The 12,609-nt window shown below is 61.6% G+C and carries 9 protein-coding genes; 7 read left to right on the plus strand and 2 right to left on the minus strand.

All coding sequences use genetic code 11. From position 1 onward, the window contains the following. Positions 1-47 precede the first annotated feature (47 nt). The 4 genes from NKH91_RS09825 to NKH91_RS09840 all read left to right on the plus strand — a co-directional run bounded on the left by NKH91_RS09825 (position 48) and on the right by NKH91_RS09840 (position 6,629). Positions 48-1,700: an ABC transporter substrate-binding protein gene (locus tag NKH91_RS09825; RefSeq protein ID WP_352495141.1), complete on the plus strand. Its 1,653-nt coding sequence runs from the start codon at positions 48-50 to the stop codon at positions 1,698-1,700. Between the two features lie 221 nt (positions 1,701-1,921). After that, on the plus strand, positions 1,922-2,956 hold the full coding sequence (locus NKH91_RS09830) for an ABC transporter permease (RefSeq protein WP_023720873.1): 1,035 nt from the start codon (positions 1,922-1,924) through the stop codon (positions 2,954-2,956). 12 nt (positions 2,957-2,968) lie between these two features. Then, positions 2,969-4,126 carry an ABC transporter permease gene (locus NKH91_RS09835; protein WP_352482929.1) on the plus strand — a complete coding sequence of 386 codons (1,158 nt, stop codon included), beginning with the start codon at positions 2,969-2,971 and terminating at the stop codon, positions 4,124-4,126. A gap of 79 nt (positions 4,127-4,205) precedes the next feature. Next, the gene (locus NKH91_RS09840) at positions 4,206-6,629 is read left to right on the plus strand and encodes a dipeptide ABC transporter ATP-binding protein (RefSeq protein ID WP_352495142.1); all 2,424 of its coding nucleotides are present in this window, start codon (positions 4,206-4,208) and stop codon (positions 6,627-6,629) included. Between the two features lie 15 nt (positions 6,630-6,644). Here the strand turns inward: NKH91_RS09840 and NKH91_RS09845 are convergent, their stop codons facing one another. Then, positions 6,645-7,235, minus strand: coding sequence for a transglycosylase SLT domain-containing protein (locus NKH91_RS09845; protein WP_352844495.1), 591 nt, complete (start codon positions 7,233-7,235; stop codon positions 6,645-6,647). Between the two features lie 218 nt (positions 7,236-7,453). Here NKH91_RS09845 and NKH91_RS09850 point away from each other — a divergent pair, with 218 nt between their 5' ends. Together NKH91_RS09850 and NKH91_RS09855 are read left to right on the plus strand one after the other, a co-directional pair. Beyond that, a complete protein-coding gene (locus NKH91_RS09850; protein ID WP_352495144.1) occupies positions 7,454-8,992 on the plus strand; it encodes a trimethylamine methyltransferase family protein in 1,539 nt (512 codons plus the stop codon). A 79-nt stretch (positions 8,993-9,071) separates the two neighbouring features. Then, positions 9,072-11,513 carry a GcvT family protein gene (locus NKH91_RS09855; RefSeq protein ID WP_352495145.1) on the plus strand — a complete coding sequence of 814 codons (2,442 nt, stop codon included), beginning with the start codon at positions 9,072-9,074 and terminating at the stop codon, positions 11,511-11,513. 4 nt (positions 11,514-11,517) lie between these two features. Here the strand turns inward: NKH91_RS09855 and NKH91_RS09860 are convergent, their stop codons facing one another. Then, positions 11,518-11,910 carry a DoxX family protein gene (locus NKH91_RS09860; protein WP_023720867.1) on the minus strand — a complete coding sequence of 131 codons (393 nt, stop codon included), beginning with the start codon at positions 11,908-11,910 and terminating at the stop codon, positions 11,518-11,520. A 181-nt stretch (positions 11,911-12,091) separates the two neighbouring features. Here NKH91_RS09860 and NKH91_RS09865 point away from each other — a divergent pair, with 181 nt between their 5' ends. After that, on the plus strand, positions 12,092-12,598 hold the full coding sequence (locus NKH91_RS09865; protein ID WP_352844848.1) for a hypothetical protein: 507 nt from the start codon (positions 12,092-12,094) through the stop codon (positions 12,596-12,598). The last annotated feature ends 11 nt before the right edge of the window (positions 12,599-12,609 follow it).

Below are 12,609 nucleotides of genomic sequence, written 5' to 3' on the forward strand. Positions count from 1 at the left end.
CGAATGCGGAATGTTAAAAGGCAGAAAGCCAACAATGGGAGTTAGTCATGACGATCTACAAGAGTAACGGCGACCGCGTTCCCGATCACATCCTGGCCATGGCCGAAGACGCCAAGGCAGGCAAGATGGATCGTCGCGAATTTCTGGCTCTCGCCAGCGTCTTCGGTGCGTCGACGGCGATGGCATATGGCATACTTGGCCTTGCAGACCCCACGCCGGCCAAGGCGGAAGAGGTCCAGGGCAAGAAAGGCGGCGTATTGAAGGTCGCGCAGTGGATCAAGGATCCGAAGGATCCGCGCAAGTCCGACTGGTCGGAAATCGCCAATGCCGAGCGTCAGGCGCTCGAGCCGCTGGTCAAATATACCACCGAATACACATTCCGCCCCTATCTGCTGGAGAGCTGGGACGTGAATGACGACGCTACCGAATACACGCTGCATGTGCGCAAAGGCGTCACCTGGAACAACGGCGATCCGTTCACCGCAGACGACGTCATCTTCAACCTCAAGCGTTGGGCCGACAAGAAGGCCGAAGGCAATTCTATGCCCGGTCGCCTCGGTTCGCTGGTCAAGGACGACAAGCTGGATGAGAGCGCGGTAACCAAGGTCGACGACCACACGATCAAGCTGACGCTCAGCAAGCCCGATATCGCCCTCATTCCCAACGTGTGCGACTATCCCGGCCTCATCGTCCACAAGACGTTCGACGAAAAAGGCGGCGACTTCAAGTCCTGCCCGATCGGCACTGGGCCGTTCGAGCTGGTCTCTTACGATGTCGGCCAGAAAGTGGTCTACAAGCGTCGTGAAGACAACAAGTGGTGGGATGGCGAGGTCTTCCTCGACGGCATCGAGTTCATCGACTACGGCACCGATCCGGCGGCGATGGTCAGCGCTTTCGAAGCTGGCGAAGTGCACACCAATTTCGAAACCTCGGCCGACTATGTGTCGATCCTCGACGGCATGGACCTGGCGAAGTCCGAGGTCGTCACCGCCTCGACGATCGTCTGCCGCACCAATGTGACCAACAAGCCTTACGGCGACCAGAAGGTTCGCAACGCCCTGCAGCTCGCGGTCGACAACGCTGTCGTCCTCCAGCTCGGCTACGGCAATGCCGGCACGGTTGCCGAGAACCACCATGTCGCCCCGATCCATCCGGAATACTACGAATTGCCGAAGGTTGCTCGCGACCCGGCCAAGGCAAAGGCGCTGATGGCGGAAGCCGGCCAAGCCGATTTCGAGCACGAGCTGATCACGGTCGACGAAGACTGGCACAAGAACACCGGCGATGCGATCGCCGCGCAGATGCGCGACGCCGGCATCAAGGTAAAGCGTACGGTGCTGCCGGGTTCGACCTTCTGGAACGACTGGACGAAGTATCCGCTGTCGATGACCAACTGGAACATGCGGCCGCTCGGCGTCCAGGTTCTGGCGATCGGCTATCGTACAGGTGAAGCCTGGAACGAGACGGCTTGGTCGAATCCCGAGTGGGATGCCAAGCTCAACGCTGCGCTGGCAGTTGCCGACGCCGCCAAGCGCAAGGAAATGATGAAGGATATCGAGCAGATCCTGCAGGATTCCGGCATTATCATCCAGCCTTATTGGCGCAAGCTCTACAGCCATTCGGTCAAGGCGGTGCAGAACTACAAGATGCACCCGACCTTCGAGCGCGACTACGGTAAGGTCTGGCTCGACCAGGCCTGACCGGACGATCCGGAAAGGGGCGTCTGGCCCCTTTCTCTCGCTCGTTGCATGGTCCTTGGACCGGAAGTCGGCGCAGGAAAAAGTTGCGGACTCTTCGGCCGGGGTCTGCAATAAAAAGGGTATTGCATCTGGGACTGGTCTGAAGGCTTGTTCTGCCGCTGGCGGCAGGGCACGGCTTGCAAACCGGTTCCACCCCCCAACCCGACCGGCAGGGGACCGCCATGCTTTCTTTCGTTATCAGGCGTCTCGGCACCATGGCATTGACGATGCTGTGCCTGACGATGATCGTCTTCTTCCTGGTCAATCTCGGGCCCAATCTGAAGAAGCTCGCGATCAGCCAAACCGAAATGCACACATCGGCCGAGCAGCTCGAGGCTTGGCTGGTCAATCATGGCTATCGGCAGAATTTCTTTGTCCGCTACGGACAATGGCTGGGCGTCGTGCCCAAGCAGCCGGTGACCGACCCGGCGACAGGCAAGCCAGCGCAGCGTTTCTCCTTCTGCAACGATCCGGTCGTGCCGACATTTTCCGGCATCCTGCAAGGCGATTTCGGCTGCTCGACCAAATTCAAGACGACGGTCGCCTCGAAACTCTTTCCGGCGCTCAGCGCCACCGGCATCCTGATGCTCTGCGTGCTTGCGGTTATGGTGCCGGTCTCGCTCCTGATCGGCATTCTTGCCGGCATGCGCGAGGGCTCACGCACCGACCGCACATTGTCGGTGGCTTCGATCGCCTCGACGGCGACGCCCGAATATGTTTCGGGCGTCATCTTCACCGTCATCTTCGCCTCCTGGCTCGGCGTGCTGAACGGCTCGGCGGCCTCGGCCAGCCAGGGCATCACCTTCTACAATTTCACCTTGCCGGTGATGACGCTGGCGATCTACGGCATCGGCTACATCGCCCGCATGACCCGCGCCTCGATGGTCGAGGTGATGACGCAGCAATATATCCGAACCGCCCGGCTGAAGGGCCTCTCCTTCGGCAGCGTGGTGGTAAAGCACGCTCTGCGCAACGCGCTGATCGCACCGTTCACGGTCATCATGCTGCAGTTCCCCTGGCTGCTCACCGGCGTCGTCATCGTCGAGGTGATGTTCCGATACCAGGGGTTCGGCTACACGCTGGTCGAGGCGGCCGGCAACAACGACATCGATCTTCTGCTCGGCTGCTCGCTGGTCTCGGTGTTTATCGTCCTGATCACACAACTCATCTCCGATGTCGGCTACGCGTTCCTCAATCCGCGCATCAGAGTTCAATAGGAGACCGGGCGGATGCAGGTCGAATATCTCAGCGCCTTCAACGTCGTACTCGGCGTGCTTACCCGCTTCTGGCCGGTCTGGATCGCTCTCGCCCTGGTGATGGGGGCGAGCTTCGGCTACAAGAAGAAGCTTGGCCTTTACGGCCAGCTTTTCGACAGCGGCGTCGGCATCGTCGGCGTCGGCATCTGCCTGTTCTGGCTGTTCACGGCGATCTTCGCATCGACCGTCGCGCCCTTCGATCCGCTCGCCCAGGTGCCGATCATGAAGGACGCGCTGCCGGGCGCGATCGAGCCGGCGTCGAAACTTGTATACTATTTCGGCGGCGACAAGCTCGCCCGCGACGTGTTCTCCCGCATGGTCTATGGCAGCCAGATCGTGCTGATCATCGCGCCGGCGGCAACCGGCTTTGCGCTGATGGTCGGCATCACGCTCGGCTTGCCGGCTGGCTATTACGGCGGCAGGATCGATACGGTGCTGTCCTTCCTCGCAAACCTTGTGCTGGCCTTCCCGGTGATCCTGCTGTTCTACCTGCTGGTGACGCCAGGCATCATGGACACGCCGATCCCCTACGCGATGGCCGGGCTGTTCTTCCTGTTTCCGATCATCTTCTTCAGTGTGCTGTTCTGGACGCGCTATAAGAACCGCCCCGACCGCCTCTATATCCTGCTTGGCTTGACGTTGGTCGTTGGCGGCTGGATCTATGCCGGCCTTGTCTTCGACGCCGATCCGTTCAAGATCATCCACATCGATCCTAACCAGCTCAACATCTTCGTGGCAGTGGTGTTCGCCTCCAGCCCGGGCGTGTTCCGCATCGTGCGCGGCCTGGTCATGGATATCAAAACGCGCGACTATGTTGCGGCGGCGCAGACGCGCGGTGAATCGCCCTGGTACATCATGCTGTGGGAGATATTGCCCAATGCGCGCGGGCCGCTTATCGTCGACGCCTGCCTGCGCATCGGCTACACCACGATCCTGCTCGGCACGCTCGGCTATTTCGGGCTGGGACTGGCGCCGGAAAGCCCGGACTGGGGCACGGCGATCAAGGATGCCAGCCGGCTGCTGCGCTCGTTCATCCACCCGGCGCTGCCGCCGACGATCGCATTGATGTCGTTCGTGCTCGGCCTCAACCTCCTGGCGGATTCGTTGCGCGAACAGTCGATGAAGGATTGATGCCGGGAAAGATTGAACCGGGAAAGATCGATGCCGGGTTCGGCCCGACATGCCTGCAGAACAAGGATTGGAGCGACCCATGAATGAGGCAGTTCGAAATCCCGCCAAGCCGACCAATGGGCCGACCAGTGGGCCGATCATCGAGATCGAGAACCTGTCGATCTCCTTCTTCACCCGCAAGGGCGAGATCCCGGCCGTCATGGATTTTTCCTGCACGGTCATGCCCGGCGAGGCGATGGGCATCGTCGGCGAATCCGGCTGCGGCAAGTCGACCGTGTCGCTCGGCATCATGCGCGACCTCTCCAACATCGGAAAGATCGTCGGCGGAAAGATCAAGTTCCAGGGCAAGGACATGGGAGAACTGTCCGACGAGGAACTGCGCGCCATCCGCGGCAACAAGATCGCGATGATCTACCAGGAGCCTATGGCCAGTCTGAACCCGGCGATGAAGGTCGGCCAGCAGCTGATGGAAGTGCCACTGATCCACGACAAGGTGTCGAAGGACGAAGCCCATAAACGCGCTTTGGAAATGGTGCGCGCGGTGAAGCTGCCGGATCCCGAGCGCATGATGCGTTCCTACCCGCACCAGCTTTCCGGCGGCCAGCAGCAGCGCATCGTCATTGCCATGGCGCTGCTGTCGAAGCCTGCGCTGCTTCTGCTCGACGAGCCGACGACAGCGCTCGACGTGACGGTTGAGGCCGGTATCGTCGATCTGGTCAAGGGGCTGGGCGAGAAGTTCGGGACCTCGATGATCTTCGTGTCGCACAATCTCGGCCTGATCCTGGAGACCTGCGACCGCATCACGGTGATGTATTCGGGCGAAGCGGTGGAGACGGGCAAGATCAAGGACGTCTTCGACCGGATGCGCCATCCCTACACGCAAGGCCTGTTCCGCTCGATCCCGTTGCCGGGCGCCGACAAGAATTCGCGGCCTCTGATATCCATTCCGGGGCAGTTGCCGCTGCCGCACGAGCGGCCGAAGGGCTGCAATTTCGGCCCGCGCTGCCACCATTTCGTCGAGGGCGTCTGCAACGCCGCCGAAATTCCGATGATCGCGGTCGAAGGCCATGACGGGCATTTCTCGCGCTGCGTACGCTTCAACGAGATCGACTGGGAGGCGCTGCCGCCTGGCGCCAAGAAAGTCAACGAGCGCGTGGTGCCCGGTGCGCCGGTGCTCCAGATCGAAGACCTCAGGAAGTACTACAAAGTCGGCGGCAGCGAAGTGTTCGGCTCGAGCGAAGGACGTGTCGTCAAGGCCAACGAGACGATCTCTTTCATGGCGCGCGAATCCGAGACCGTCGCTATCGTTGGCGAATCCGGCTGCGGAAAATCGACCCTGGCCAAGGTGTTGCTCGGCCTCGAAACGGCAAGCTCCGGCCGCGTGAAGCTGGGCAACAAGGAAATCCAGTCGACCGGGATCGAGAAGCGCAGCGTCGACACCGTGTCGTCGATCCAGATGGTGTTCCAAAATCCGTTCGACACACTCAATCCCAGCCATTCGGTCGGTTCGCAGATCATCCGTACGCTGGAAAAGTTCAATGTCGGCGACACGGTGGCCGACCGCCGCAAGCGGATGCTGGAACTGCTCGATCTGGTGAAGCTGCCAAGGGCATTCGAGACGCGCAAGCCGCGCCAGCTTTCAGGTGGCCAGAAACAGCGCATCGGCGTGGCGCGGGCCTTTGCCGGCGACGCCAAGGTGGTGGTGGCCGACGAGCCGGTCTCGGCGCTGGATGTGTCCGTCCAGGCGGCGGTGACCGAACTCTTGATGGACATCCAGCGCAAGAACAAGACCACGATGCTGTTCATCAGCCACGATCTGTCGGTGGTGCGCTACATCGCCGACCGCGTCATCGTCATGTATCTCGGCTATATCGTCGAGCAAGGCACGACCGACCAGATATTTTCGCCGCCCTATCACCCCTATACCGAGGCGCTGCTGTCGGCGATCCCGATTGCCGATACCAGCGTGGTGAAAAGGCATATCGTGCTCGAAGGCGACATTCCGTCGGCGATGAACCCGCCCTCGGGCTGCCCGTTCCAGACGCGCTGCGGCTACAAGAAACTTGTGCCGGACAATCTTTGCGAAACTACGGTGCCGCCGGTCAAAAATCTCGGCGACGGTCATATGAGCCTGTGCTGGCTGGCCGACGACGTGCTGGCAAAAATGGAGCCGGTGATTAAATTCGACAAGGAACACGCGGCGAATGAGGGCGTGCCGGATGATGCAAACCACGGTGTTGGCCCGGGCTTTGCTGGAGATCCGCCCAAGCGCCCGCATGGCAAGACTGGCAGCGTTGAAGCCGATGCCGAGGGTCAGGCAGCGGAGAATGCCGAAGCGGTCGCCAAAGCCCGCCGTCACGAGGTTCGCGACGAGGTTTCAGAGACCGGCGGCATCTCAAGCTCTGCCGATAGCGCGGTGGCACCAATCACGCCGCCGACAGTCGGCGACGGCCGCCAAGCTGAGAACGCCACGCGCAAGCCGCGCAAACCCAAGGGCGGCTGAAATACCGTTGATATGCTAGGGCGCGCATTGCCGTAGCTGCGCGGCGTAGTCCTGCGCCATCTGTTCGGTGGCGTGCGCATAGCGCTGCACGTCGGCGCCGCCGCGATTGCCGCGCTTATAGGCATTCCAGCCAAGATAGTAGGCGAGATACAGATTGTAGGTGTCGTTGCGGGCGACGCCGAGCGTGTCGGCGGTCTTGGAATGATACCAGCCGACAAAATCGACGGCATCGGCAAACCTGGTGCGGCGCGCCGCCCAACTGCCGGTCTCGTTCTGGTATTGCGCCCAGGTGCCGTCGAGCGCCTGCGAGAAGCCGGTGGCACTGGAGATATGTTTCCAGGGAATGAAGCCCAGCAGCTTGGTGCGCGGCGGCCTGGCGTTGCTCTTGAAGCCGGATTCCTTGCGCACCGTCGCCATCAGCACGGGGACCGGCACCCCATATTTCTGCTCGGCGCGCTGTGCCGCCGCCTGCCAGTTGCCGAACCAGCCATCGTTCTGGTCGAAAACGGCGCAGACATCGTTGATGTGGTTCGGCGGCGTCGCGCATGCCGAAAGCGTCAGCGGCACGGCAATCGCTACAATTTTACTAAAACTCGACCTACGCATTGGAAGAGCATTAGGCCGAAAACATAAAAGGAATCTTGCGGCGTTCCTTAACGGCTCGTCGGCCGCTTTGGCAGGCGCTGAGGAAGTATGAAGATTCCGACGTTTGTTGTCGCTTTTACCGATATGCAATTCCCGGAATGGCGCCTTGGCTAAAATCACGCCCGCAGGTGGCGGATTCTTGACAGCTCGATCCTCGTGCCGGCGCTTTGATGCGCCGCATGAGCGAACCAAGACGCAAGCGCGGCGCCGAGCGAACGAGCAACAGGGGACCGACCGCCATCCCGCAACTGCCGCTCAGGCGGGTGACAAACCCTTATCCGCCGATGGCGATGCTCTCGGCCGACCAGATCGAGGCGATCCATGAAGCCTCTATGCATATCCTGGAGAATTTCGGCATCGAGGTGATGAGCCCGCGGGCGCTGTCGCTGTTCGAGAAGGCCGGGGCCAAGGTCGATCATGCCTCGATGAACGTCCGCATCGATCGCGGCATGATCGAGGAAGCGCTGAAGACGACACAGTCCAGCTACACTCTGACGCCGCGCAATCCCGCCCATGCCGTCCACCTCGGCGGCAATACCATCAACTTTACGCTCGTCGCCGGGCCGCCCAATGTGCACGACATGGAGCGCGGCCGCCGTGCCGGCAATTTGCGCGATTATTCCGATCTCGTCCGCCTGGCGCAGCATTTCAACTGCATCCACATGCTCGGCAACCAGGTCTGCGCGCCGGTGGAATTGCCGGCGAATTCCCGTCATCTCGACACCTATTTCGCCAATCTGACGCTGACGGACAAAAGCTTTCACGTCTCGGCCATCGGCCGTGGCAGGGCGCTCGACGGCATCAAGATGATGGCAATCGCGCGCGGACTGACGCTTGACGAGATGCGCGACGATCCCGGGGTCACCACGATCATTTCGGTCAACTCGCCGCGCCGCTTCGACGAGATGATGGCCGAGGGGCTGATGACGATGGCCGAGTTCGGCCAGTCGGTGGCGGTGACGCCGTTCACGCTGATGGGAGCGATGAGCCCGGTGACGCTTGCCGGCGCGCTCGCCCAGCAGAATGCCGAGGCGCTGTTTGGCGTTGTGCTGACGCAGCTCGTCCGTCGCGGCGCGCCGGTGATGTATGGCGCCTTCACCTCCAATGTCGATATGAAATCGGGCGCGCCGGCCTTCGGCACGCCTGAAAATACCAAGGCGAACATCGCGTCCGGACAGTTGGCGCGGCGTTACAAGCTGCCTTATCGCACGACACCGGGCTCAGCCTCCAATGCCGCCGACGCGCAAGGCGCCTATGAGACGCTGATGGCGCTGTGGGGCGCGGTGCTAGGCCACGGCAACCTCGTCTATCACGCCGCCGGCTGGCAGGAGGGCGGACTAACTGCATCGTTCGAAAAGTTCATCATCGACGTCGAGATGATCCAGCACATGATGGAGTTTTTGCGCCCGATCGAAGTCAACGAGGCCGAGCTTGCCGTCGAGGCTCTGGGTGCGGTTCCGACCGGCGGCCACTTCTTCGGCGAGCCACACACGCTGGAGCGCTACGCCACGGCCTTCTACCAGCCGATACTGTCCAACTGGCAGAACTACGAGGCCTGGCAGGAGGCCGGTGGGCTCGACGCCACGTCGCGTGCGACCAGGCTGTGGAAGAAGGCGCTGGAGGACTACGCCGAGCCGGTGATGGAAATCTCCAGGCGCGAGGCGCTGGAGGCGTACCTAGCCAAGCGCAAGGAAGCGATCGGGCAGAGCGAGCCTTAAGCACCACTCTTCTCGGATTCATCTTCTTCTCTTCCAGAATCATGAAACCCATCCAACTCTTTGAAATGACGAGAATCCCATGAAATCACATGCAAAGGTCGTGGTTATTGGCGGTGGCGTCGTCGGGTGCTCCGTGCTGTTCCATCTGGCCCGGCACGGCTGGACCGACATCGTGCTCCTGGAGCGCGATGAATTGACCTCCGGCTCGACCTGGCACGCGGCCGGCGGCATGCACACGATCAACGGCGATCCCAATGTCGCCAAGCTGCAGAAATACACGATCTCGCTCTACAAGGAGATTGAGGAACTGTCCGGCCAGGCGACCGGCGTGCATCTGACCGGCGGTGTGCTGCTGGCGGCGACCGAGGCGCGGCTCGACTGGCTGCGCGGCGTTGTCGCCAAGGGCCGCTATCTCGGCATCGAGCTCGAGGAGATATCGCCGGCCGAAGCCGCCGAACTGATGCCTCTGCTCGATCCCAAGCAGTTCGTCGGTGCCGTCCGCAACAAGGAGGATGGCCATCTCGATCCATCCGGCGTTACCCACGCCTACGCCAAGGCCGCGAGGAAGCTTGGGGCCGAGGTTGAGCGCTTCACCAAGGTCGAGGACATCGTGCGGCGCGCCGACGGGCTGTGGCGCGTCATTACCAACAAGGGCGAGGTGGTGGCCGAGCATGTCGTCAACGCCGGCGGCCTGTGGGCGCGCGAGGTCGGCCGCATGGTCGGGCTGGAGCTGCCGGTGCTGGCGATGGAGCACATGTACCTGATCACCGAGGACATGCCGGAAGTCGCCGCCTGGAACCAGAAGACCGGCACGGAAATCATCCATGCAGTCGACTTTGATGGCGAGCTCTATCTGCGTCAGGAGCGCGGCGGCATGCTGATGGGTACTTACGAAAAGGCCAACAAGCCATGGTCCGAGTTCCAGACGCCGTGGAACTTCGGCCACGAGTTGCTCGAGCCCGACATCGACCGCATCGCGCCATCGCTGGAGGTCGGCTTCCGGCATTTCCCGGCCTTCCAGAACACCGGTATCAAGCAGATCATCAACGGGCCCTTCACCTTCGCGCCGGACGGCAATCCGCTGGTCGGGCCGGTGCGCGGCCTGCCGGGGTTCTGGGTGGCCTGTGGTGTCATGGCCGGGTTCTCACAGGGGGGCGGCGTCGGGCTGGCGCTGTCGAACTGGATGATCGAGGGCGATCCCGGCGCCGACATCTGGGCGATGGATGTGTCGCGCTACGGTGACTGGGCCACGATGGCCTATACCAACGCCAAGGTGCGCGAAAACTATTCGCGGCGGTTTTCGATCCGCTTCCCCAACGAGGAACTGCCCGCTGGACGGCCGCTCAAGACCACACCGGTCTATGATCTCCTGTCGGCCAAAGGCGCGCAATGGGGCGTCGCCTATGGGCTGGAAGTGCCGCTATGGTATGCGCCGGAAGGCGTGAGGGACGAGTTCTCGTGGCGGCGCTCGAGCGATTTCGAGCATGTCGCAAATGAGGTCAAGACCGTTCGAGAAGGCGTTGGCCTGTCGGAGATTTCGAGCTTCGCCAAATACAAGGTGACGGGCGAGGGCGCTGCAGCCTGGCTCGACCGCCTGCTTGCCTGCAAGCTGCCAAGGCCCGGCCGCATGACGCTGGCGCCGATGCTGAAGGAAGACGGCAGGCTGATTGGCGATTTCACGCTAGCCAATCTCAGCAGCCCAAATTCGGAAAGGGACGGCTGGTTCCTGGCCGGCTCCGGCGTCGCCGAGCAGTACCATATGCGCTGGTTCGAAGCGCATCTGCCGAAGGACGGCTCGGTCAGTATCGAAGCGCTGGGAGCAAAACTCACCGGCTTATCGATCGCCGGGCCGAGCACGCGGAACCTTCTTGAAAAGGTCACACGATCTGATGTGTCGGATACGGCCTTTCCGTTCATGGCCATCAGCAAGATGGACATCGGCATGGCGCCGTGTCTGGTCGGGCGTGTCAGCTACACCGGCGATCTCGGCTACGAGATCTGGGTGGCGCCGGAATATCAGCGCGCCGCCTATCAGGCGCTGATGGCGGCGGGCGAAGAATTCGGCATCGGCCTGTTCGGCTCGCGAGCGCTCAACGCATTGCGGCTGGAAAAGAATTACGGCTCATGGGCGCGCGAATACCGGCCGATCTATGGGCCGCTGGAGGCCGGCCTCGATCGCTTCGTCGCCTATGCCAAGGAGGCCGATTTCATCGGCAAGCAGGCGGCGCTGGCAGAGCGCAAGCAAGGCGGCAGACTGCGGCTGCGGGCCTTTGTCGTCGATGCTGTCGATGCCGACGTCATCGGCGACGAACCAATCTGGCATGGCGGCGCCGTGCGCGGCTGGGTCACGTCGGGCGGCTATGCGCATCATTCGAAAAAATCCGTCGCTATCGGCTATGTGCCGAAAGAGATTGCCGACGAAGTCGACGGTTTTGAGATCGAGCTTCTGGGCAAACGCCATGTTGCGCGCATGCAGCCGGTCCCACTGTTCGACGCGAACTTCGAGCGGATGCGTGGGTGAGGTTTCAGGCGCTGCGGCGGTTATCCAGCGCCAATGCGCCGGCGCCGGCGAATACCAGATAGAGGAAGATGAAGCAGAACGATATTGCCGCATCGCCACCATTGTTGACCGGGAAGAAGTCGCGCGGCATGTGCGCCATGAAATAGGCGATCGCCATCTCACCGCTGAGAAGGAATGCCACCGGCCTAGTGAAAAGCCCCAATACCAGCAGGATGCCACCGGCGAATTCCAGGATGGCCGCGGTCAGCGATAGCCCGCTCAGGGCGCCGGCATGGTCGCCGACGGGGAAATTGAACAGCTTTTGCGTACCATGTTCGATGAATTGCAGTGCCGTCACGAAGCGCAATGCGGCCAGAGCCTGCAGCTGATATCTGACAAGACCGTCGAAAAGCTTCATCTAAGACTCCATTTTACCCCCGAACCGGCCATAGATCATCGCCCGACAGGGGACCATTCACTTCGCATGGCCCGCCAGCCACAATCAGTGATTGGAAATGTTCCTCGTTCTTTTAATATTTTTCTCTCCAGGGTTGTATTTTAAATGCTATAGTTGTAGTGATATCCAGACACTCCAAACCATGTGGGTTCCGTTTGCCATGAGAAAAGTCGTCGTCAGCCTATTCGCCATCCTTGCAGGCACCAGCGTCGCCACGGCCGACGATGCCGGCTGTGCTGCCTTCAAATGGCCGGTGACGCGCGAGGAGGCCCTGTTTGCGGCGGCGCCCGCCGCGCAGTCCGGCGCTGACCTTTCGGTCGGCGAGGCTGCAGATGTGGCGTTGGCGCCGGTCGGCACGATCAGCTTCACCGTTCCGCCGGAACGCGCGCCGGCAGCCGGTACATTCGGCGCGATGGCGAGCGTGGCCGTGCCCCCGGAGGGAGAGCTCCAGATCAGCCTGTCTGATGAGGCTTGGATCGATGTCGTTCAGGACGGTAAAGCCGTGAAGTCGGCGGCTTTCAGTGGTATAAAATCCTGTCCGGGGATCCGCAAGAGCGTGCGCTTCAAGCTAGCCGCCGGCCCGGCGACCATCCAGCTCAGCGGCGCCAAGAAGCCCGATCTCAAAGTTTCCGTGCTGACGCCGGAATAGTTCTCAAAGAG

Origin of the sequence: Mesorhizobium sp. M0894, from assembly GCF_040319725.1 — a bacterium.
In the GTDB taxonomy this organism is placed as follows: domain Bacteria; phylum Pseudomonadota; class Alphaproteobacteria; order Rhizobiales; family Rhizobiaceae; genus Mesorhizobium.

What these genes read in the sequence shown, in the direction of transcription:
- NKH91_RS09850 (WP_352495144.1), top strand. Translation starts at nt 7,454, where the DNA reads ATGAGCGAACCAAGACGCAAGCGCGGCGCCGAGCGAACGAGCAACAGG.
- NKH91_RS09835 (WP_352482929.1), top strand. Translation starts at nt 2,969, where the DNA reads ATGCAGGTCGAATATCTCAGCGCCTTCAACGTCGTACTCGGCGTGCTT.
- NKH91_RS09830 (WP_023720873.1), top strand. Translation starts at nt 1,922, where the DNA reads ATGCTTTCTTTCGTTATCAGGCGTCTCGGCACCATGGCATTGACGATG.
- NKH91_RS09825 (WP_352495141.1), top strand. Translation starts at nt 48, where the DNA reads ATGACGATCTACAAGAGTAACGGCGACCGCGTTCCCGATCACATCCTG.
- NKH91_RS09855 (WP_352495145.1), top strand. Translation starts at nt 9,072, where the DNA reads ATGAAATCACATGCAAAGGTCGTGGTTATTGGCGGTGGCGTCGTCGGG.
- NKH91_RS09865 (WP_352844848.1), top strand. Translation starts at nt 12,092, where the DNA reads ATGTGGGTTCCGTTTGCCATGAGAAAAGTCGTCGTCAGCCTATTCGCC.
- NKH91_RS09840 (WP_352495142.1), top strand. Translation starts at nt 4,206, where the DNA reads ATGAATGAGGCAGTTCGAAATCCCGCCAAGCCGACCAATGGGCCGACC.
- NKH91_RS09845 (WP_352844495.1), bottom strand. Translation starts at nt 7,235, where the DNA reads ATGCGTAGGTCGAGTTTTAGTAAAATTGTAGCGATTGCCGTGCCGCTG.
- NKH91_RS09860 (WP_023720867.1), bottom strand. Translation starts at nt 11,910, where the DNA reads ATGAAGCTTTTCGACGGTCTTGTCAGATATCAGCTGCAGGCTCTGGCC.